At 49.5% G+C, this 21444-nt stretch carries 19 protein-coding genes and 2 pseudogenes; 18 read left to right on the top strand and 3 right to left on the bottom strand.

What is annotated here, in order from left to right:
• Positions 1-13 precede the first annotated feature (13 nt).
• The 13 genes and pseudogenes from udk (at position 14) to DXA97_RS08025 (ending at position 12415) form a co-directional block, all read left to right on the top strand.
• On the top strand, positions 14-640 hold the full coding sequence (gene udk, locus DXA97_RS08085; protein ID WP_118540433.1) for a uridine kinase: 627 nt from the start codon (positions 14-16) through the stop codon (positions 638-640).
• 14 nt (positions 641-654) lie between these two features.
• Positions 655-2031 carry a Na+/H+ antiporter NhaC gene (gene nhaC / locus DXA97_RS08080; RefSeq protein ID WP_118719362.1) on the top strand — a complete coding sequence of 459 codons (1377 nt, stop codon included), beginning with the start codon at positions 655-657 and terminating at the stop codon, positions 2029-2031.
• Complete coding sequence (locus DXA97_RS22005) at positions 2032-2280, top strand: hypothetical protein (protein ID WP_182436834.1); 249 nt, start codon at positions 2032-2034, stop codon at positions 2278-2280. It begins immediately after the preceding gene.
• Positions 2252-2443 (top strand): amidohydrolase family protein, encoded by a 192-nt coding sequence (locus DXA97_RS08070; RefSeq protein WP_118719360.1) that lies wholly within the window; start codon positions 2252-2254, stop codon positions 2441-2443. The genes DXA97_RS22005 and DXA97_RS08070 overlap by 29 nt, the downstream gene beginning before the upstream one ends.
• Before the next feature lie 24 nt (positions 2444-2467).
• Positions 2468-3628: a beta-aspartyl-peptidase gene (iadA, locus tag DXA97_RS08065; RefSeq protein WP_118719358.1), complete on the top strand. Its 1161-nt coding sequence runs from the start codon at positions 2468-2470 to the stop codon at positions 3626-3628.
• Between the two features lie 54 nt (positions 3629-3682).
• On the top strand, positions 3683-4777 hold the full coding sequence (locus DXA97_RS08060) for a GGDEF domain-containing protein (protein ID WP_243107589.1): 1095 nt from the start codon (positions 3683-3685) through the stop codon (positions 4775-4777).
• The gene (locus DXA97_RS08055) at positions 4774-5028 is read left to right on the top strand and encodes a Smr/MutS family protein (RefSeq protein ID WP_182436833.1); all 255 of its coding nucleotides are present in this window, start codon (positions 4774-4776) and stop codon (positions 5026-5028) included. Before DXA97_RS08060 ends, DXA97_RS08055 begins: the two co-directional genes overlap by 4 nt.
• Positions 5029-5641: 613 nt before the next feature.
• A pseudogene (locus tag DXA97_RS08050) lies at positions 5642-7182 on the top strand (L-lactate permease).
• Positions 7183-7270: 88 nt separating this feature from the next.
• Positions 7271-8407 (top strand): acyl-CoA dehydrogenase family protein, encoded by a 1137-nt coding sequence (locus DXA97_RS08045; RefSeq protein ID WP_118719356.1) that lies wholly within the window; start codon positions 7271-7273, stop codon positions 8405-8407.
• A gap of 92 nt (positions 8408-8499) precedes the next feature.
• The gene (locus DXA97_RS08040) at positions 8500-9285 is read left to right on the top strand and encodes an electron transfer flavoprotein subunit beta/FixA family protein (protein ID WP_118719354.1); all 786 of its coding nucleotides are present in this window, start codon (positions 8500-8502) and stop codon (positions 9283-9285) included.
• Between the two features lie 14 nt (positions 9286-9299).
• On the top strand, positions 9300-10229 hold the full coding sequence (locus DXA97_RS08035; RefSeq protein ID WP_118719352.1) for an electron transfer flavoprotein subunit alpha/FixB family protein: 930 nt from the start codon (positions 9300-9302) through the stop codon (positions 10227-10229).
• A 57-nt stretch (positions 10230-10286) separates the two neighbouring features.
• A pseudogene (locus DXA97_RS08030) lies at positions 10287-11704 on the top strand (FAD-binding oxidoreductase).
• 15 nt (positions 11705-11719) lie between these two features.
• Positions 11720-12415, top strand: a complete 696-nt coding sequence (locus DXA97_RS08025) for an FCD domain-containing protein (protein WP_118719350.1) — start codon at positions 11720-11722, stop codon at positions 12413-12415.
• A 152-nt stretch (positions 12416-12567) separates the two neighbouring features.
• Here DXA97_RS08025 and DXA97_RS08020 read toward each other — a convergent pair whose 3' ends face one another.
• Positions 12568-12696 carry an SDR family oxidoreductase gene (locus DXA97_RS08020; protein ID WP_118719405.1) on the bottom strand — a complete coding sequence of 43 codons (129 nt, stop codon included), beginning with the start codon at positions 12694-12696 and terminating at the stop codon, positions 12568-12570.
• 299 nt (positions 12697-12995) lie between these two features.
• On the opposite strand from DXA97_RS08020, the gene DXA97_RS08015 reads away from it, so the two are divergent.
• The 4 genes from DXA97_RS08015 (at position 12996) to DXA97_RS08000 (ending at position 17819) form a co-directional block, all read left to right on the top strand.
• Entirely contained in the window at positions 12996-14039 is a 1044-nt protein-coding gene (locus tag DXA97_RS08015; protein WP_118719348.1) for a transglutaminase domain-containing protein, read from the top strand.
• A gap of 1 nt (position 14040) precedes the next feature.
• Complete coding sequence (locus DXA97_RS08010) at positions 14041-14904, top strand: DUF3878 family protein (RefSeq protein ID WP_118719346.1); 864 nt, start codon at positions 14041-14043, stop codon at positions 14902-14904.
• Between the two features lie 193 nt (positions 14905-15097).
• Positions 15098-15733, top strand: a complete 636-nt coding sequence (locus tag DXA97_RS08005; protein WP_347561503.1) for a biotin transporter BioY — start codon at positions 15098-15100, stop codon at positions 15731-15733.
• 115 nt (positions 15734-15848) lie between these two features.
• A complete protein-coding gene (locus DXA97_RS08000; RefSeq protein WP_118719344.1) occupies positions 15849-17819 on the top strand; it encodes an oleate hydratase in 1971 nt (656 codons plus the stop codon).
• Between the two features lie 75 nt (positions 17820-17894).
• Here the strand turns inward: DXA97_RS08000 and DXA97_RS07995 are convergent, their stop codons facing one another.
• The gene (locus DXA97_RS07995; protein ID WP_118719342.1) at positions 17895-19100 is read right to left on the bottom strand and encodes an iron-containing alcohol dehydrogenase; all 1206 of its coding nucleotides are present in this window, start codon (positions 19098-19100) and stop codon (positions 17895-17897) included.
• 71 nt (positions 19101-19171) lie between these two features.
• Positions 19172-20020 (bottom strand): polysaccharide deacetylase family protein, encoded by an 849-nt coding sequence (locus tag DXA97_RS07990; protein ID WP_243107588.1) that lies wholly within the window; start codon positions 20018-20020, stop codon positions 19172-19174.
• Positions 20021-20274: 254 nt separating this feature from the next.
• Between DXA97_RS07990 and DXA97_RS07985 the strand changes: the two genes are divergently transcribed.
• A complete protein-coding gene (locus tag DXA97_RS07985; protein WP_118719340.1) occupies positions 20275-21438 on the top strand; it encodes a D-alanyl-D-alanine carboxypeptidase family protein in 1164 nt (387 codons plus the stop codon).
• The last annotated feature ends 6 nt before the right edge of the window (positions 21439-21444 follow it).

Raw genomic sequence — 21444 nt, 5'->3', positions numbered from 1 at the left:
AAGGGAAAAGAACATGGAGAGCATCATAATCGGAATTGCCGGTGGATCCGGCTCAGGTAAATCTACCTTTACAAACAGAATCAAGAGCTATTTTGGGGACGATGTGGCGGTTTTGTACCACGATAACTATTACCGCTGCCAGGACGGAGTTCCGTTCGAGACACGTGTGAAGGTAAATTATGATCATCCGGATTCTCTGGAGACCGATCTTTTGATCGAACACTTAAAGGAGTTAAAGGCAGGAAGATCGATCGAGAGCCCTGTATATGATTACAGCCAGCATAACCGTTCCAACGAAACAGTCCGGATCGACCCGAAGCCGATCATTATCGTAGAGGGAATTCTGCTTCTGGCTGATGAGCGCTTAAGAAGCCTTCTCGACATCAAGGTTTACGTGGAAGCCGATGCGGATGAGCGTATCCTGCGCCGCATTTCCAGAGACGTATCGGAGCGTGGCCGTGATCTGAATGGAATCATTGAGCAGTATCTGACCACAGTAAAACCGATGCATTATCTCTATGTAGAGCCGACCCGTTCCAAGGCTGATGTTGTCATCAACAGTGGTAAAAACGACGTAGCGTTTGACCTGTTTGTCTCCAAGATCAGCCGGCTTCTGGAAGAACGGGAAAAAGAAAGTTAGAAAGCAAAAAGAAATTGCTTCTGATCTTAACGATCGGAAAGGGCGTATTTGGCTACAGCACAGAGCCGCTTCTGATCATGGTAGCAGCGATCGCGGCATTCATTGCATTCCGCGTTGGTGTGACCTGGGACGAGATGATGGATGAGATCTGCACCAAGATCGCAAAAGGCATGCCTGCAATCCTGATCCTGGTTTGCGTTGGTGCCATGGTCGGCACATGGATGGCAGCCGGAACCATTCCGCTTATGATTTATTACGGCGTACAGATCGTAAACCCGAAATTCATGCTGGTTACCGCATTTCTGATCGAGGCAGTGGTATCCGTTGTTACCGGTACCTCCTGGGGTTCCGTTGCGACCATGGGTGTTGCACTCATGGGAATTGCAAGTGCCCTTGGCGTTTCCCTTCCGGCAACTGCAGGTGCATGTATTGCAGGTTCCTACTTCGGCGATAAGATGTCTCCGCTGTCCGATACCACAAACCTGGCTCCGATCGCGGCAGGAAGCACCTTGTACGAGCATATCGGACATATGTTCTACACCACCGTACCGGCAACCATTGTTTCCCTGGTGGTATATGCCATTGCCGGTATGAATGCAAATGTAACTGCAGATATTACCTCTGATACGGTTACCACCTTACTGGATCAGCTTTCTTCCATGTATAGCTGGAATCTGCTGGTCATCATTCCGGTACTGATCGTTCTGGGCGGTTCCCTGCTTCAGAAACCAACCATTCCGGTTATGCTTCTTTCTACTTTCGTAGCAGGTGTTGAGGGAATCTTCATTCAGCACGTGGAATTAGGCGATGTGCTGAAAGCAACCGTAAACGGTTTTAACGTATCCATGATCCACCGCGCAGGCTTCGACACAGAGACTTGCTCTGAGGCAGTAACCAAGCTGTTAAACCGCGGCGGTATGAACGGCATTATGAGCACCACACTTCTGGTATTCTGCGCATTCTGCTTTGCAGGTATCATGAGTAAGGCAGGCTGCCTGGATGTTGTGCTTCAGAAGATCTTAAGCGTGGCAAAGAGCACTGGTGCGCTGATTACTGCAACCGTTGCAGCATGTATCACTATGGCACTGACAACCGGTAACTCTTACCTTTCTATCCTGATCCCGGGCGAGATGTTCCGTGACGCTTACAAAGAGCGCGGACTGGCAGCCAAGAACCTGTCCCGTACCCTGGAGGATGCTGGTACTGTAGTCGTACCGCTGATCCCGTGGTCCGCAGCAGGTGCTTACATGGCATCCACCCTGGGTGTAGAGACACTGGATTATCTCCCGTGGGCAATCCTGTGCTATACCGGCTGGATCTTTGCAATCATCTGGGGCTTCACCGGTTTTGGTATCGCAAAGCTGGAGAATGAGGAGAAAAAGGAGAACTAAATGGTATGTCCAGAGCATATCGATCCACCGGAACTTCCTGTTCCGGTGGAAGTTGTTTCTGCAGAAGGGAAAACGGTGATTCCGGGTTATGTAGACCAGCATGTTCATGTGATCGGAGTTCTTGGAACCGATGGAACCGGGCGTCACCCGGAACCGCTGCTTGCAAAGGTGCGTGGTCTGGAAACAGAAGGAATCAGTGCCTATATGCTGACTGCGTCCTATGAAGATCTGCGGGGCCAATCCGGCTAGAGCCAATGGTCTGTACCCGAAAAAAGGCTGTATCCGCCCGGGAAGCGACGCGGATATCCTGTTTTTGGATGAGGAGTTTTTGGTTGATACCGTGTTTGCGCGGGGCAGAAAAATGGTAGAGCATGGAAAAGCACTGGTAAAGGGAACATTTGAAACGAACTAAGAGTTTTAAAGGAGAGCAGACATTATGATCAAGTTACTGAAAAATGCAGAAGTTTACGCACCAGAAAAACTGGGCAAAAAGGATCTTTTGATCGAAGGAGAGAAGGTTCTTCTGATGCAGGATACGATCGAAGGTTATGAGGGGTTTCCGGGAGTGGAAACCTATGACCTGGAAGGAAAAATCCTTGCACCGGCTTACATTGATATGCACGTACACATCACCGGAGGCGGCGGTGAGCAGGGACCGGCTTCCCGTGTGCCGGAATCTCAGCTCAGCGAATTTTTCAAGAACGGAATCACCACGGTAGTCGGACTGCTCGGAACCGATGGCGTAACCCGCAGCGTGGAAAACCTGGTTGCAAAGGCCCGCGCCCTGACTGAAGAGGGCATGACTGTCTACACCCTGACCAGCTCCTACGGCTATCCGCCGACCACCTTGACCGGCAGCGTGGAGCGCGACATCATTCTGGTTCCGCCGATGATCGGTGTAAAGGTAGCAGTATCCGATCACAGAAGCTCCAATCCGGGTGGCGAAGAGCTGATCGCCCTGGCAACTGCAGCACGCAGAGCGGGTTTACTTAGCAATACGCCGGGGCTTGTCACCATGCATATGGGTGACGGGGACGGAAAGCTGGATCCAATTTTCTATGTACTGGATCATTCCGATGTACCGGCAAAGAATCTGCTTCCGACCCACATCTTGCGCAATCCGGGCCTGATCGATGCAGGTGCTGAGCTGGTAAGACGTGGCGGCTACATTGACTGCACCGCAGGCGCAGATGATGTCGAAGTCGAAGAGGATACCATGAAGCTTTATGAGCTTTTACACCGCGACGGCGTAAATCTGGATCATGTAACCTTATCCAGTGACGCATTCGGAAGCCAGCCGCGCTTCAATGAAGAGGGCGAGTGCATCGGCTTAACCTACGCATCTCCCAAATATCTGCACCGTACCATCCAGATCCTGGTAAGAGAGGGCATGCCGCTTGAGCAGGCCTTAAAGCTCTTAACCAGCACTCCGGCTGTCTTACTGGGACAGGAAGGAAAGAAAGGCTGCGTGGCAGAAGGCGCAGATGCCGACCTTTTGGTATTAGATAATGACCTGAACATTGACAGTCTGTTTGCACGCGGTAAAGTGGCTGTGTGGAAACAGGAAGTGAAAATGAAAGGCAGATTTGAGCAGTAAATAGTTGAGATATCCTGCAGGAATGGAACGTACTGCTACTTCTGGAGAATAAACATGACAGACTTATACTTTTTTATTTTAACTGCCATTAATCTTTTTGTTTTGGTGTTCATGTGTGTATTAGTGCAGCTGAGCGAGACCTTGAATCCAAAACAGACAAGAGGATTTCTTTTTACCTTCATTCTGATCGGAGGCATCTCAATCCTTGAGATGATCTCTGTTTTGGTGGACGATGGACCAGTCTGGCTCCGCGCAGTCAATATCCTTTCCAATTATCTTGGATTTGGCTTGACTCCGGCGGTGCCGCTCTGTCTGGTTTATACGATGGAGAGGTCTGAACACATGAAAGGAAGCCTCCGTGTTGCGATCGGTATCGAAGTATTCTATTTTGTGGTATTGACGGTTTCTTTGTTTTCGAAAGGACTGGTCTTTTCGGTGGATGCCGCAAACCATTATTCCAGGGAAGCTGGATTCCGCGTGTATATGCTGATGCATTATGCGGGGATTGCCTATCTTTTATTCAATACACTGGAGATGGCGCAGAACTTTCAGAACCGTGGAAGAAAATTGGTCTACGCACTTGCCGGATTTCTTGCGGTTGGAACACTGGTACAGGTTCTGATTCCGTCAGTCCATATCACATGGCTGTGCGTTACCTTGATCGCAGTGCTCTTTTTCCTGTACTGCAATGAAATGTGGAACCAGCTGGATGGCCTGACCGGACTGCTAAGCCAGAAAAGCTATCTGAACCGTACCTTGAACCTGCGTGCAGAGGATAAGATGCTGATCGTGTTCGATGTAGATGATTTCAAGAATATCAATGATACCTATGGGCATTTGGCGGGTGACCGGTGCCTCAGGGAGATTGCAGGGTGTCTGAAAAAAGCATATAGCCGTTATGGAAACTGTTACCGGATTGGCGGTGACGAATTTTGTGTGCTTTTGTGGCAGGTGGAAAAAGAAGAACTCTGCAAGGAAAAATTTTACTGGGTTATGGAAAAACGCAGAAAGATTGTGACGATTCTTCCGGGAGTTTCCTATGGAAGTGCAGAACTTCTGGAGAAAGAAAGCATCTGCGATGCGAAAGCCCGGGCCGACCAGCACATGTATGAAAATAAAAAGGAACGCAAGGAGCAGAAAACAAGATGATAAACAGTCCGATCATAGAATTTGATGTACACGGGATGCGCACGGAGGAAGCGGTTGCAGCTGTCCAGAAAAAGGTCGAGCAGGCTGGAAATGCCGTATATAAGATCCGTGTGATCCATGGCTATAACGGCGGCACCCGGATTCGCAGCGCGATCCGTGAAGAGTTCAGCTACGGGCGCAAGCCGAAGGTGAAGCGCATTACCATGGGAGCGAATGAGGGAATTACAGAATTGATCTTACGTGAATTATAAAAAAGTGGTTGTTGTGAATGGAATTGCTTTGGCTGATCCATTTCATAACAGCCATTTTTTTATTTCTTTAGAAGGTGTCAGGATGCTGCCATGTTACAAAGACAGGAGTACAAATTGAAAAATTCGTCATTTTTACCTATGAAAATATGCTCGAAACAGGGGGAAAAAACCGTGCAAAAATCTTGTGTACTTGTCGACAAGACAAAAAATGATAGAAAATTCTAAAGCGGAAAAAAGGTGGTTGTTAAATTGGTAACGGAATAAGAGTTGTTGAGGAAGGCTTGAGGCAGAAAAAACAGGTAAAATGATATGTATATATCGACATGTTTGCATGGAAATGTCAAGATTTCTGCATGTTTTGATGAATTGACTGTTCCAATTCTATTCCTTTAAAGTGGGTCAACCAATCATACTTTGTTAAGAAAATTACGCCCAAAAACAGCAAAAAAAAATTGTAAAAGTTACATATTGAACAAAAATAGCACTCTGAATATAATCTGATTATCAAAAATGACCGCGGGACATAAAAACGTAACAAGGATTTCCGAAAGAAATCAAAAAATGCAAAGGGGTAAGTGCTGATATTGATTTAGCAAATTTGGGAGGTGTTTCTATGTTTTTGATGTTTCTGTTGGCCATGATTCCGATCCTGTGGCTGGTTGTTGCGCTGAGTATCTTGAAGATGCCGGGACACAAAGCCTGTGTGATCGCCTGGATCTTAACCGCAGTCTTGTCTATAGCCTGTTGGAAATTTCCGGTTTCCGGAATGGTAACAGCGGCACTGGAGGGTGTGCTGAATGCACTCTGGCCAATCTGTCTGGTTATCATCGCAGCGTTATTTACCTATAACCTGATCTTAAAGACCGGCGCGATGGAAGATATTAAGAAGATGTTAGCAAGTGTTTCCAGAGACAAGCGAGTGTTACTTCTTCTGATCGGCTGGGGATTTGGAAACTTTATGGAAGGTATGGCTGGATTCGGAACCGCAGTTGCAATTCCGGCCTCCATGCTGGCGGGTATCGGGGTTGACCGATCGGAGCAGTTGTTGGCTGCCTGGTCGTAAACTCGACGCCGACCGCCTTTGGTTCTGTCGGAGTTCCGACGGTAACCCTGGTTTCCGTAGCAGGAGTGGAAACAATGGCACTGTCCACCCATGTGGCAATGCTCCAGTGTATTCTGGCTTTCCTTTCTCCGTTCCTTCTGGTTGTGATCGGGGCAAGAAGCATCAAGGCTCTCAAAGGAATGGTTCCGATGATCCTGGTTGCAGCGTTATCTTACCTGATCCCATGGTATGCAGCCGCCTGCTTCATTGGACCGGAGCTTCCGGACATCATCGGTTCGATCTGCTCCATGGTATGCATTGTTCTGGCATCCAGGGTATTGAACCGGGAAGCAGATCCGGAGTATTGCATCGAAGTTGCAGCGGATGAAAAGAATCACAGCTTTACCATTGGAGAGGGCTTTAAAGCCTGGTGCCCATTCGTTCTGATCTTCATTTTACTGATGGCAACCTCAAACCTGTGCCCGCCGGTCCACAATGCGATCGCCGGGATCAAAACCTCCGTGCAAGTTTACAATGGAGAAAATGCCGGAAAGCTTTCCTTTAGCTGGATCAATACACCGGGTGTGATCATCTTCATTGCGGCAGTGACCGGAGGCCTGGTACAGGGAGCAACGTTTGGTACCATGGCAGAGGTTCTGGTGGAGACACTGAAAAAGTACTGGAAGACGATCGTTACGATCTGCTCGGTCATGGCAACCGCGAAGATCATGAGCTATAGCGGTATGATCTCCGATATTGCAAACCTTCTGGTGGCAGTTGCGGGAAGTGCGTATCCGTGCATTGCACCGCTGATCGGTGCAGTCGGGGCGTTTGTAACCGGCTCGGGAACATCGACCTGTGTACTGTTTGGCGGACTTCAGAGCCAGACTGCAGCATCGCTTGGCTTTGACCCGTCCTGGATGGCAGCGGCGAACGTATGCGGAGCCGGAATCGGCAAGATGGTCTGCCCGCAGAGTATTGCGATCGGTGCTGGCGCGATCGGAGCAGTAGGATCCGAGAGTAAGATCCTCGGTGCAGTGTTTAAATACTTTGCATTGTTTAGCGTGCTGGCTGGTATCATCTGCTACGCAGGCGTGCTGATGGGGATCTGATCCCTCAGCATGGAGTTACTAAGGTATTTATGAAACTTAAAATACAGATTTTCATGACAACTTATTTCTGAAAGGGAGGATCATTGATATGAGTTACATTATTTCTGAAGATGGCAAGGAGCTTTTAAAGGATGTCCGCGATTTCTGCATTAACGAAGTGAAGGAACAGGTAAAGGAATACGATATTTCCGGTGAGTGGCCGAAGGAGATTTACGATCAGGCTATTGAGATGCAGCTTCATATGATGGATGTTCCGGAGGAGTACGGCGGACTTGGTCTGGATCATATGGACCAGGCAGCTATCGTGGAGCAGATCGCATGGGCCGATGCCGGTGTGGCAGTTACCTTAAACGGAAACGGCCTGGCATTAAAGCCGGTGCTCTTAGCAGGAAATGAAGAGCAGAAAAAGAAATGCTGCGATATCATCATTAATGGTGGCTTTGGTTCCTTTGCCCTGACTGAGCCGAATGCCGGATGTGATGCAGGTGCAGGAAAGACTACCGCAGTCCGCGAGGGCGATGAATATGTATTAAATGGAAGAAAGTGCTTTATCACCAACGCAAGCGTAGCTGATTTCTTTGTAGTTACCGCTATGACTGCCAAGGATCAGGGGACAAAAGGTATTTCAGCCTTCCTTGTATACAAGGGAACTCCTGGCCTGAGTGTAGGAAACCATGAGAACAAAATGGGTATCCGCTGCTCAACCACCAGTGATGTACTTCTGGAGGATGTCCGCATCCCGGCTGAGAACCGTCTTGGTGAAGAAGGAACCGGTTTCATTACCGCAATGAAGACTCTGGATCTGGCACGTACCTGGTGTGCAGTTATCGGTGTCGGTGTTGCACAGAGATGTATCGATGAGGCTGTTGCTTATTCCAAACAGCGCGTACAGTTTGGCAAGCCGATCTGCAAGAACCAGGCGATCCAGTTCAAGATCGCAGACATGGAGATCCGTACCGAGGCATCCAGACAGCTGATCGCACATTCCATCCGTCTGGCTGATATGGGACTTCCGTTCAGCAAAGAATCCGCAGCAGCAAAGTGCTTTGCAGGTGATTCTGTAATGCAGACTGCGATCGATGCAGTCCAGATCCTTGGTGGTTACGGTTACAGCCGTGAGTACCCGGTAGAGAAGCTGATGCGTGATGCAAAGATCTTCCAGATCTTCGAGGGAACGAACGAGATCCAGCGTATGGTAGTAGGAAGAACCGTGATCGGTAAATAAAATAAGAAAGTCTGCGCGTTCCGGGAAATAAAAAAGTTTCCCGGAATGCGAAAAAAGATAGCAAGAGAGGAATAAGGAGGATATAAAATCTTATGGATATTCTGGTATTTGTAAAACAGGTTCCGGATGACAGCGTGGAGATCCACTTAGACAGCGCTGGAACACCGGCAACAAAAGATGTAGAAAAGGTGACAAACGCATTTGATACCTATGCACTGGAGCTCGCAGCCCGTTACACCGAGGCGAATGGCGGTGAGGTTACCGTGGCAGCAATCGGAACCGAGGACTGCACCAGCATGATGAAGAATCTCCTGGCAGTTGGAGCAAAGAAAGCATACTTATTCAAAGATGAGGTATTTGCCGGAGCGGATGAAGGCGCAGTAGCAGCGTATCTTGCAAAAGTAGTAAAGAAATGCGAAGCAGAAAACGGCCAGCCTTACGGCATGATCCTCTGCGGTAAGGAATCCACCGACGAAATCAGCGGCCAGGTAGGCGCGCGTCTTGCTGAACTCCTTGGAACCGGCTTTGTATCCAGCGTGATCGAGGTAGAACCGCAGGATGACAGTCTTATTGCAAAGCAGGAGACCGAGGAAGGCTACATCCGCTATAGTGTGGCACAGCCGGCAGTATTTACCATTGCAAAGCCAGCATACGATCCGCGTTATCCAAACATCAAGGCAAAGCTGGCAGCAAGAAAAGCCGTTGTCCCGGTATTTACTGCAGCAGATGCAGAGGTTTCCAAGGTAGAAGCCCTGGTATCCTTAAAGGGCTACAGCGAGCCGCCGAAGAGAAGCGCAGGCGTCCGCATCAAGGAAAAAGAAGCAGCAGAAGCTGTCCGCAAGGCAATGGAAAAAATGCTGCAGGATAAGGCATTGTAAGGAGGAGACCGAACATGAAGGTACTGGTATATATCGAAGCAAAAGAAGGAACCCCTCTGCAGGGCAGCCTGGAGCTTCTGTCCGCAGCAAACGGACTGGGCGAGGCATCTGCAGTAGCAGTAGAAGATACTGAGGCAGCGAAAAAGGCTGCAGAGTACGGTGCAGAGGTTGTAGTATTAAAGACCGCTGATACATCAGAGGATGCACAGGCAGCAGCACTGGAGGGTTATATCAAAGAGACTCAGCCGGAATTGGTGCTGTTTTCTGGAAGCCAGCTTGGAAAGGACCTTGCACCGCGTCTGGCACAGCGCTTTAACGCAGGCTGTGTTACCGATGTAACCGTCATTGAGAAGTCCGGTGCAGGTGTGGAGTTTGTACGTCCGGCTTACGGCGGCACGGTTCTGGAGCGCATGAGCGTGGCAGGCAGCATTCAGTTTGCAACTGTCCGCAGCGGCAGCTTTGCAAAACCGGAAGCAGCAGAAGGCAGCGTAAAAGAAAAAGAAGCAGGCGTATCGGAGGCAGTAAAGGCTAAGATCGTAGACGCAGCAAAAGAGATCGTAGAGGCAGTTGACCTGGAAGGTGCCGATGTCATCGTAACCGGCGGCCGCGGCATGGGCGATGCAGAAGGCTTCAAGCTGGTAGAAGAGTTGGCTTCCCTGCTTGGCGGTGTTGTTGGTGCATCCCGTCCGGCAATCGAAGAGGGCTGGGCATCCCGTGCACATCAGGTCGGCCAGTCCGGTAAGATCGTTGCGCCAAAACTTTACATTGCCTGCGGCGTATCCGGAGCTATGCAGCATGTATCCGGAATCATGGGATCCAAATACATTGTAGCAATCAACAAGGATGAGGCAGCATCCATCTTTGATATCGCAGATGTAGGAATCGTGGGAGATGTCAAAGAGATCCTTCCGCTTCTGATCGAGGAGATCAAAAACAGAAAATAACGTTCGTTCGATTTGATTATTGGTGAGGCTTACATTATAATATGAGGAGGAATTACAATGGAAAAATATAATCAGCTGACTCCGGAAATTATCGCCCAGATTCAGGCAGTGTCCGATCATGTTCTCGTGGGAGACGACATCAACGTAGATTTCGCAAGAGATGAGATGCCGATCTACGGCACCCATATGCCGGATCTGGTTGTACAGCCGACTTCTACCGAGGAAGTTGCCGCAGTCATGAAAATCTGTTATGAGAACACCATTCCGGTTACGCCAAGAGGCGCAGGTACCGGTCTGGCAGGCGGCGCAGTTCCGTTACTTGGCGGAGTTTTGATGGACACTTCCAAAATGAACCGGATCTTAAACTACGATATGGAGAACTTCGTAGTCGAAATCGAGAGCGGCGTGCTGTTGAACGATCTGGCCAATGACTGCTTAAGCAAGGGTATGATGTACCCGCGGATCCGGGCGAAAAGTTCGCATGTGTAGGAGGTAACGTATCCACCAATGCAGGTGGCATGAGAGCCGTAAAGTATGGAGCAACCCGTGATTATGTACGTGCCATGACCGTGGTTCTTCCGACTGGTGAGATTACCCATCTGGGTGCAACCGTTTCCAAGACCTCTTCCGGTTATTCCCTGTTAAACTTAATGATCGGCTCCGAGGGAACCCTTGGTATCATCACAGAGCTGACCTTAAAGATCATTCCGGCTCCGAAGGTAGTAGCATCCCTGATCATTCCGTTCGAAGACTTAAACACTGCACTTTCTGCGGTTCCGAAGATCAAGATGTCTGGTTTAAACCCACAGGCAATCGAATTCATGGAGCGTGAGATCGTGTTAAGCTCCGAGCGCTACATTGGCCGCAGCGTATTCCCGCAGGAGTTAGAGGGCCAGCAGATCGGTGCCTACCTTCTGGTTACCCTGGATGCAGGAAGCCAGGATGAGCTGGACAATATGTTAGAGCAGATGGCTGAGCTGGTTCTGGATGCCGGTGCTATGGATGTTCTCGTTGCAGATACCCCGGCCAAGATCAAAGACGCATGGGCAGCACGTTCTTCCTTCCTGGAAGCAATCATGCATGAGACAAAGCTGTTAGATGAGTGTGACGTTGTAGTTCCGGTCAATAAAATCGCAGATTACCTGGATTTTGTGAACAAGACCGGCGAAGAGTGTGGCCTGACCATCAAATCCTTTGGTCACGCAGGCGACGGAAACCTTCATATCTACCAGTGCTCCAATGACCTGGAGGAGGAAGAATTCAAGTCCCGCGTTGACAAATTCTTTGAGATCATCTACAAAGAAGCAACCAACTGCGGCGGTCTGGTATCCGGCGAGCACGGTATCGGTTCCGGCAAGATCAAATACCTGATCGACTCTGTCGGTGAAACCAACATGGCACTTATGGAAGGCATCAAGCGCGTATTTGACCCGAAGATGATCTTAAATCCAGGAAAGGTCTGCTATCGTCTGTAGGAGGACTGACTTTACGTGGAAGAAAGAAACAACCAGAAAGCATACGAACGAGTATTTGATTATTTTACGGCGGAGATTACCTCAGGCAATCTCCGCCTGAATGATAAGATCCCGACAGAGCGGGCTTTGTCGGAAACCCTGAAGGTCAGCCGCAATTCAGCGAGAGAAGCACTTCATGTTCTCGAGATGATGGGGCTGATCGAGTGCATTCAGGGAAGCGGAAACTATATCCGCTGCAACACAAAGGAATATATGACAAGGCTGATGTCGCTGACCATGGTACTGCAGCACATCGACTATACAGAGGTCTTTGAGATGCGCTGCGGGTTTGAGCAGACAGCACTTGCGGCAGCCATGGAGGATGCAGGTGCGGAGGAACTGGAGCGGATGCATGAGGTCCTGGAGAAAATGGACCAGCCTATGAGCGCCCAGGAAAGCGCAGCCCTGGATCTGGAATTTCATAAGATCTTAATGGAAATGTCCCACAACCAGCTCATGATCTTTTATGTGGATCAGATGGAGGATCTGCTAAAGCTGTTTGTGAAGGATTTAAGAACCTCGATCCTTTCTGACCGGCGCCGTGCGGCAGTTTTAAGAAAAGCGCACTGGGATATTTACGAGGCGCTGAAAATCCGAGATGAGGCAGCGGGAGCGAAGGCGCTGAAGAAGCATTTTACCGTAGTACGCAAGCACTTGGAGAAGCTGATCTAAAGGCAAGAGCTGAATTTTGCTGATTACTTAGGGCGCACCGTCAGTCTGAGGATGTGCCCGTCTTTGGTAAACAGATTTCCCAGTCCCTCGTAATCTTTATTTTCTATGGCATCAATATACTTTTCAATTGGCAGCATCTGTCTTATCCCCCTTTAGTAAACTTTTTCCGTATTTAAAAGCGCATCGGTACCGCCATCCACAAACATGACAATGCCGTTGATTCCGCAGGCTTTTTCGGATGCGAGAAAAACAATGGCCAGTGCGATCTCCTTCGGATCTATGAAGGTTTCCTACGCTCAGATCGGAGGCATCGAGCGAGGAGACCACACTCCGGACGGTCCGAGGTTTCCGAAACCCAGGAAAGCAGTTCCTGGCGCCGTCTGGCGGTTGTAACTGTGCCAAGCGGGTAGTGGTGCTCCGGGGAAACATGGAGAATATTTGTCTGCAATGATTTGACATTTCGGAGAAGATAAATGAATTCTGGGAAAAATCCGATGCAGAAAATAAGAAAGAATGTTATAATCCTATATGATTAGAGCGTGTTGGGCGAAATTTATTTGCAGAAAGAAGTAGAAACAAGATGGTTGTAACCTATTATTATGATCATATGACAAAACCCCGCCAGGCAGCTTACCGGAGTATGCTTGCTGGGCTTACAGAACTTTCAGACAGCTTCCAGCTGCCCCTTTTGGAGGCAAAGGAGCTCTCGGAAGTATTTTTGCTGCTCAGGATGGATCACCCGGAGCTTTTCTGGGCATCCGGGTTTCATTTCCTGCATTACCAGGATTCCCCGAATCTCATTATGAAGCCGGAGTATCTGTTTGACAAGGGCAAGATCCGCGAACACCAGAAGGCCATGACGGCACGGGTAGAAAAGCTGGTCCGCCCGGCAAAGACGCTTTCCGAATGGGAAAAGGAAAAATATATTCACGATTTTATCTGCGAGAATATCCGCTATGACAAGTTAAAAAAGGCTTATTCCCATGAGATCATTGGTCCGCTTGGACAGGGGGTAGGAGTCTGTGAGGGAATCGCCAAAGCAGTAAAGATCCTTTGCGATGCCCTTGGGATCTGGTGTATGATCGCAATTTGCGGCAATAATCCGGAAAAAGGCATCAAATACCGCCATACCTGGAACATTGTCCGCATCGACGGCGTGTATTATCATCTGGATGCCACGTTTGACAACAGTCTGGGAAAATGCAGTGTGACTGGGGAGGAAATCCGCTACGATTATTTCAATCTGGACGATAAAGCCATCTTCCGGGACCATGAGCCGCTGATCGCGCCTGCACCAGCCTGCAGCAACAGCGATCATTTCTATTATAAGGAAAAGAAGTTGTCGTTTACCAGACTGGAGGATGTAAAAAAACGGGCACTGCAGGCGGCAAAGAAGGGAAAACTCTTGACCTTTCACTGGCGGGGTGGTTATCTGACCAAACAGGTTCTGGAGGACTTGCTGGAACAGATCCAGGAAGCAGGAAAAGAACGCGGAAAAACGCCGCATGTCAATCTGAACTGGTCCCAGGCAGTTTTGCGCATCCACTATACAGATGAGGCAGACATAACGCCGGCAGAGCCAGACATCAATATGGAAGAAGCAAACGAAGGAGAGCAGGAATAACATGAACGCATACCGGATGCTGGAGATTCTGATCCAGCAGAATCAGTTTGAACTCCTGAAGGGGAAAGATGAGTTTCACACACCGCAGGATATCCGCCTGGTTTACCTGATGAACGATGCGGTGGAATGTTTTCTGGCATTCCGGAACGCGCGGATCACCGGAGACTATCTTGCAGAATATGAGGGAGAACTGGAAACTCATCTGGACCGCAGGGAAGAGCGCTCCGCGCTGGTGGTCCACCAGGGACACAATGTCTTCACCCTGTTTTTTGAGAAGCTGGAGTCGGAATATCATCTGTACGATTACGGGCAGATTGGCCATTTCTGGGTGAAGGGTTATGAATATCTGCGGCAGTTAGAATACCGCATTGCCATTTTGTGGGATAAATACGAATATATGGGCGAGGACTGCTGTAATGAGGAAGAACAGAAGCTGGCCTGGCTTGCGAAGTTCCCACCTTTGAATTTTACCTGTTATCCGTCTGTTCCACCACAGTATCTCCCGGACCGGGAAGATGGCTGGGTACTGGCAGAAGAGGCATGGGAAGTTATGATGGAGCTTGCAAAAGAAGCAGGCGATCACTCATTGCAGCGTGCACTGGAGAGATACCGTAAACACCCGGGCAAATGGATGGCGAAGCATGTGGCAAGGCTTCTGCACCGGAAATCCCACGCAAAGACGGTCGACCTTCTGGCAGAAAAGCTAAAGACAGTTGCATCCGCTTATCCGGACCGGAGCTTTGGGCAGGAGCGGGACACCAAGTATGGGATCGCCATGAAGCGGCGCTGGAAGGGCAGAAGGTTCTGGCAGAAAAAGGAATCCAGTCTGTGGTCCTCGGGAAGAACCATTCGTAGAGGCAGCTGATACCCTGGATTTTAAGGCACATCTGATGATCTGGATGCCGGGGATCATAAACCGGAAAACAGAGATCCGGACCTTTACTTTTTCAGCGAAGGAAATAAAATAAGTATTCTTGTATATTCTCGTGATGCACGCTATAATGGTTTATGGATATTTCCTTAGGAAATAAAAGAAGAAAAAGGAATAAGAGAAAAGAATGAGAGACAACATGATTACAAAACGCCATCGCAGTGCGGTGGATGGCGGGACATCACGGAGTACATCCCGCAGCCTGACGATGGATGCGGCAGTCAGCGGCCTGTTTGCCGCGCTGATCGCGATTGGTGCATTTATGAAAATTGTGATTCCGGTTGGCGTAGATACCATGAATTTTACCCTGCAGTGGCTGTTCGTATTGCTGGCAGGACTGCTGCTTGGATCGAGGCGGGCTTCCCGGAGCGTAGCTACGTACCTGATCACCGGACTGATCGGCTTCCCCATCTTTGCCCGTGGCGGCGGCCCGGCTTATCTTTTGCGGCCGACCTTCGGGTTTCTGCTTGGCTTTGCCATTGCAGCGTGGGTGATGGGCTTCCTTAGTGAAAAGCTTCATCCATCCAAAGTTATTTCCTGGTTTTGGGTTAGCCTGGCAGGTTATGCTGTATACTACGGAATGGGAATCCTCTATTTTTATATGATCACACACCTGTTATCCTCCCAGACTCCGACAGCGCTTAGCGTGATCTTCGGCGTGTACTGCCTGCCGACCATGCTTCCAGACCTGATGCTTTGCGTTCTGGCTATTATGATCGCAGGACGGCTCCGCCCGGTGGTACAGGCATCCTTAAATGGATAAGAATTTTACACCTGGGAATACTAAATGAAAAAGCAATGGATCGTCATGGTTTTGACGGTCCATTGTTCATATGAGTATCAAGAACTTTATATTTGCAGGAAAGAAGGAGAAGAGAATGAACAAGAAACTTGCAAAGCTTGGTGCAGCGTCACTTCTGGCAGTTGGGGCTGGAACTATGCTGATGAAAAAGAACAGCATGGGAGAAAAAAATCCGCAGACAAAAGCACAGCGCCAGAAAGAACTGGAGGAGTACCGCAATACCGAGCGCGGGAAACAGGCAAAGAACAGCAAAGGAATCTATTATTCAAATGGTAACTATGAGGCCTTTGCACGTCCAGAGAAGCCGGAAGGTGTTGATGAAAAATCTGCCTATATTGTGGGAAGTGGCCTTGCGGCGCTGGCAGCAGCCTGCTTCCTGGTTCGTGACGGACAGATGAAGGGAGAGCATATCCACATTCTGGAAGCGATGGACATTGCCGGTGGTGCCTGCGATGGTATCGAGGATCCGCTCCGCGGCTATGTGATGCGCGGCGGCCGTGAGATGGAGGACCATTTTGAGTGCCTGTGGGATCTGTTCCACAGCATTCCATCCCTGGAGATACCGGGAGCATCCGTATTGGACGAATATTACTGGTTGAACAAGCATGACCCGAACTACTCCCTCTGCCGTGCGACCAAAAACCGTGGCGAAGATGCCCATACCGATGGAAAGTTCAACTTAAGCCAGAAGGGCTGCATGGAGATCATGAAGCTGTTCTTTACCCGTGACGAAGACCTTTATGACAAGAAAATAGAAGATGTCTTCGATGATGAGGTATTTGGCTCAACGTTCTGGCTGTACTGGCGCACCATGTTTGCTTTTGAAACCTGGCATAGTGCCTTGGAGATGAAGCTGTATTTCCAGCGTTTCATCCATCATATCGGCGGACTCCCGGATTTCTCTGCATTGAAGTTCACAAAATACAACCAGTATGATTCCCTGATCCTGCCGATGCAGAAATACCTTGAGGACGCAGGCGTGCAGTTCCAGTTCAATACCCGTGTTACGAATGTTCTCTTCGATATCGATGGCACGAAGAAGACCGCGAAGAAGATCATCTGCAGTGTCAATGGAATGGAGACCGAGATCCCGCTGACCGAAAAAGACCTTGTTTTTGTCACCAATGGAAGCTGCACGGAAGGAACCATTTACGGTGACCAGGATCATGCGCCGGTGGGCGATGCCGAGCGCCGCGTCAGTGGCTGCTGGGAGCTGTGGAAAAATATCGCAAAGCAGCATGACGCGTTTGGACACCCGGAAAAATTCTGTTCTGATATTGAAAAAACAAACTGGGAATCTGCAACGGTCACCACATCAGATGATACGATCATCTCCTATATCCAGAAGATCTGCAAACGCGATCCGCGAAGCGGCCGTGTGGTGACCGGCGGCATTGTAAGCTGCCAGGATTCCAAGTGGCTCTTAAGCTGGACCATCAACCGTCAGGGACAGTTCAAAAACCAGAAGAAGGAAGAAATCTGCGCCTGGATCTACAGTCTCTTTACCGACGTGCCGGGTGACTATATCAAAAAGCCGATGCGGGAATGCACCGGTAAGGAAATCACGGCTGAGTGGCTGTACCATATGGGAGTGCCGGCAGACCAGATCGACGAGCTGGCTGAAAACCATGCTGTCTGCGTGCCGACCATGATGCCGTATATCACTGCCTTCTTTATGCCGAGAAGAAAAGGCGACCGCCCGGATGTTATCCCGGATGGCTGTGTGAACTTCGCCTTCCTGGGACAGTTTGCCGAAACTCCACGTGACACCATCTTCACGACCGAGTATTCCGTGCGCACTGCCATGGAGTCTGTATACGGCCTGCTTGGAGTAGACCGAGGCGTGCCGGAGGTATGGGGCAGTGTCTACGATATCCGCAACCTCTTAGACAGCACCGTAAAACTGATGGACGGCAAATCCCCGCTTGAGATGGAGCTTCCGGGACCGCTTAACATGTTAAAGAAACCATTATTAAAGAAAATCAAGGGAACTGTAATCGAAAAAGTTTTGCGTGACCATGATATCATTCGCGATGGGATGATTTGAATGTAACAATTTGATTAACTTTAATAGGGCCGTGTGAGTTGCCTTTCGGCAACTTACACGGCCCTTGTCATATACTTAAATTGTTATTTTAAAATTTCGCAGCGTGATTTGCATTTTTGTAGATTTGGCAGATGTCTTCCTCGCCAGGACCTTAAAGCTTCCTATGGTGCGGCTGCGGTGGTAGGAGCAGCGGTAAGCCAGGTCATGGAGTGTGACATCATCCTGCACTCCGATATCTTTATTATCTTCGAATGAGGTCGGCATACCGATGGAGCGGAAGAATCCAACCGTTTTTTTGATTCCCTCCATGGCGGCTTCTGTTTCGTCAGAAATGGTTACACCCCAGACATTTTTCGCGAAGCGGGCAAAACGGGAAATCTTTGCGTCGCAGACATAATTCGCCCAGGAACCCCATACCGTCGCAAGAGAAGCACCGTGTGCAGTATCAAACATAGCGGAGAGCTCATGTCCGATCTGGTGGACTGCAAAGTCTTTGTTGCCGCCAAGTCCGGTCAGGCCGTTGTGGGAAAGGGAACCGGCCCACATCAGTTCACTCATGGAATCGTAATCGTGCGGATTCTGGACTGCGATCCGGCCATTGGCAATGACGGTGCGAAGAAGTGCCTCCGCAATCGCGTCGGTCAGCTCATTGTCGAGCGGATTGAAATAGCGGTCCATGGTATGCATCATGATATCGGTCACTCCGCAGGCAACCTGGTACGGCGGGAGTGTGAGTGTCAGCTCCGGATTCATGATGGCAAAGCGTGGGCGGTTTAATTCTGTGTTAAGGCCACGCTTGACACCTTCTGCGAGATTTGTTAAGACAGCAGAATCGCTGGATTCACTTCCGGCTGCGGAAATGGTTAAGATCGCACCGACTGGCAGAGCCTTTTGCGGGGTTTTCTCCCGGATCCAAAACTGCCAGATATCGGTAGGAACATTGGCAGCACCGATGGCGATCGCTTTGGCGGTGTCGAGCACGGAACCGCCGCCGGCTCCTAAGATGAAGTCTGCGCCGAATTTGCGAGCAAGTGCTACGCCTTCGCGGGCATGCTCCAGCGATGGATTTGCTTTTGCACCGCCAAACAGCTCGTAGGTGACATGGTTTTCTGTCAAAATCTGGCAAAGCTGGGCTAATAAGCCGCTTCGCTCGATACTGCCGCTTCCGTATACGAGAAGAACGCGGCTTCCGCCGTATTTACGGATGTAATCGGCAGTCTTTAACTGGGCATCTTTTCCAAACACGATTTCAGTTGGGCAATGATAGGTAAATGCATGCATGATAAGAATTCCCTCCTTTTTCTACTAGAAGTAATCATAGCACGAAATAACAGAGAATTCCAGCAGCTTTCCTACCCAGTAACAATTTCATCCAGACTTCCAAAACGGTAGCCCATTTCCTCCCATTTTGAAAGAAGCTCATCAAGGATTTCCCCATTTGTCTTTGAAGTGCTGTGCAGAAGGACAATGGCTCCCGGGTGGATACGCCCGAGCAGCTTTTTGAAGGCTTCTTCATGTGCAGGCTGCTTGTTTTCGTACCAGTCTACGTAGGCGAGACTCCAGAAAAAGGTGTGATAGCCCATTTCTTTTGCCATTTTCAGATTGGATTCACTATATTTTCCCTGGGGTGGGCGGTAGTATTTTTTCATAGTCTGCCCGGTGACCTCCTGGTATTTCGCTTCCAGCTTCGATAATTCCTCAGAAAAAGATGCCTGGTCGGCAATCTTTGACATATCCGGATGATGCCAGGTGTGGTTTCCGACAGTATGTCCTTCTGCAACCATGCGTTTGACTAATTCCGGATTGGTTTCGAGGTAATTTCCGACCAGAAAAAAGGCGGCAGGAGCGTTATGCTTTTTTAAGGCATCCAGAATAACTGCGGTGTTTCCGTTTTCATATCCGGCATCAAAGGTGAGATAGATGACAGGGTCTGTGGTGTCTGCGATGTAGTGGGCCTGAAACTGCTTCAGATAATCGGAAGTAGCGTTGCCAACCGGGGGCTTTCCTTCCTGCTGGAAGCTGAGTCCCCAGTTTTCGTAAGCGGGGGAAATGTGGGAAGATGAGGAAGCGGCAAACCTGCTTCCGGCACTGGCTGCAGTTAAGTCAGCAGCAAGTTTGATTCCGGTGTTGTATGTTGGAGCGTTAAGCACCTGTCTGTCGGTTTTGGATGTTATTTCCAGGGTCGAAATAGCATGTGCCACAACACCTCCCGCAAAAAAGGCGCATAAAAACAGGGCGGTTGCAGCGGCCAGTCTTTTACATATGCTGCGTTTGGGATGAGGGAAAAACTGCATGATGATTCTCCAAGACGGAACTTATTACTTCTATATTTACGGTTTCGTTTAGAAAATAGAACGGGAAGATTAAGAAAGTTGTTATGTTTGCGGGAAAGGTTCTATGCTATACTATTGGTATTGTGTATACAGATAAAAGTGATGGAATAAGGAGACTTCCGATGAAACGAAAAAATAAAATACAGATACTTAGTCTTGGCCTTGCCCTGGCTCTTTCCCAGGCTGCAAGTGCATTTGCGGCTGGAACCGTTACTGTAGGACAGGCACCGGGAGAAACAGCACAGAGCAGCGTGGCAGAAACCAGCGCGGCACAGAAAGCATCAGAAACCAGTGCGGCGCAAGGTACGTCAGGGACTGCAACAGCACAGAACGGAACTTCACAGGAAGTTTCCCAGACACCGGGTACGAGTCATACGGTAACAGCGGGAAGCGGAACAACCGCAGACCGTCCGTCTGTGCTTCCGGCTGCTGGCCAGACACCGGTGGCTGGTCTCGATGCGATCATAAATCTTGGACCGGCAACACAGCAGACGGTTTCTGCAGCCGATATCAAGCAGCCGGAGGTGGCAGCCGAGGGTGCGGTTCTCTTAAATGCGGCAACAGGGGAAGTTCTTTACGGCAAAAACCAGGACCAGCAGTTTTATCCGGCCAGCATTACCAAGGTCATGACAGCGCTTGTGGTGCTGGAACACTGCAACTTGAACGACACAGTGACCTTTTCCGAGACAGCGACCACCAATCTGGAATCCGGGGCAGTTGCATTGGGCGTTTCAGCGGGAGACCAGCTGACGGTAGAGCAGTCCTTGTATGGACTTTTGTTAAAGTCTGCAAATGAGATTGGCAATGGACTGGCAGAACACGTATCCGGCAGTGTCAGCGCATTTGCAGACCTCATGAATGCGAAAGCAAAGGAGCTTGGATGCAAGAATACCCATTTTGTGAATCCGCACGGACTGAATAATGAGAACCACAAGACGACACCATACGATATGGCGCTGATCCTGCGTGCGGCAGTGGCAAACGACACGTTCCGCAAGATTGATACCACTACCTCCTATGAGTTTCCGGCGATCAAAAATGCAGCAGCCCATACCATTACCATGGGCCACAAAATGATGTATAAAACCGATTCCCGCTATTATGAAGGCATCATTGGCGGCAAGACCGGATATACTTCAAAAGCAGGTAATACGCTTGTGACAGCAGTAGAGCGTGACGGAGTTCGTCTGATCGCAGTTGTCATGAAGGCCAAGGGAACGCACTATACCGATACGAAGGCTATGCTGGACTATGGATTCCAGCTGCATGCAGCCGGGAAAATCTAATTGAGC

This window comes from Clostridium sp. OF09-36, assembly GCF_003481985.1.
In the GTDB taxonomy this organism is placed as follows: Bacteria; Bacillota; Clostridia; order Lachnospirales; family Lachnospiraceae; genus Brotaphodocola.
This window is presented reverse-complemented; position numbering and strand designations above follow the sequence as displayed.

Bases quoted from the DNA above. Each gene is read 5' to 3' on its own strand.
- udk (WP_118540433.1), top strand. From the start codon at position 14: ATGGAGAGCATCATAATCGGAATTGCCGGTGGATCCGGCTCAGGTAAA.
- DXA97_RS22005 (WP_182436834.1), top strand. From the start codon at position 2,032: ATGGTATGTCCAGAGCATATCGATCCACCGGAACTTCCTGTTCCGGTG.
- DXA97_RS08070 (WP_118719360.1), top strand. From the start codon at position 2,252: ATGAAGATCTGCGGGGCCAATCCGGCTAGAGCCAATGGTCTGTACCCG.
- iadA (WP_118719358.1), top strand. From the start codon at position 2,468: ATGATCAAGTTACTGAAAAATGCAGAAGTTTACGCACCAGAAAAACTG.
- DXA97_RS08060 (WP_243107589.1), top strand. From the start codon at position 3,683: ATGACAGACTTATACTTTTTTATTTTAACTGCCATTAATCTTTTTGTT.
- DXA97_RS08055 (WP_182436833.1), top strand. From the start codon at position 4,774: ATGATAAACAGTCCGATCATAGAATTTGATGTACACGGGATGCGCACG.
- DXA97_RS08045 (WP_118719356.1), top strand. From the start codon at position 7,271: ATGAGTTACATTATTTCTGAAGATGGCAAGGAGCTTTTAAAGGATGTC.
- DXA97_RS08040 (WP_118719354.1), top strand. From the start codon at position 8,500: ATGGATATTCTGGTATTTGTAAAACAGGTTCCGGATGACAGCGTGGAG.
- DXA97_RS08035 (WP_118719352.1), top strand. From the start codon at position 9,300: ATGAAGGTACTGGTATATATCGAAGCAAAAGAAGGAACCCCTCTGCAG.
- DXA97_RS08015 (WP_118719348.1), top strand. From the start codon at position 12,996: ATGGTTGTAACCTATTATTATGATCATATGACAAAACCCCGCCAGGCA.
- DXA97_RS08010 (WP_118719346.1), top strand. From the start codon at position 14,041: ATGAACGCATACCGGATGCTGGAGATTCTGATCCAGCAGAATCAGTTT.
- DXA97_RS08005 (WP_347561503.1), top strand. From the start codon at position 15,098: ATGAGAGACAACATGATTACAAAACGCCATCGCAGTGCGGTGGATGGC.
- DXA97_RS08000 (WP_118719344.1), top strand. From the start codon at position 15,849: ATGAACAAGAAACTTGCAAAGCTTGGTGCAGCGTCACTTCTGGCAGTT.
- DXA97_RS07995 (WP_118719342.1), bottom strand. From the start codon at position 19,100: ATGCATGCATTTACCTATCATTGCCCAACTGAAATCGTGTTTGGAAAA.
- DXA97_RS07985 (WP_118719340.1), top strand. From the start codon at position 20,275: ATGAAACGAAAAAATAAAATACAGATACTTAGTCTTGGCCTTGCCCTG.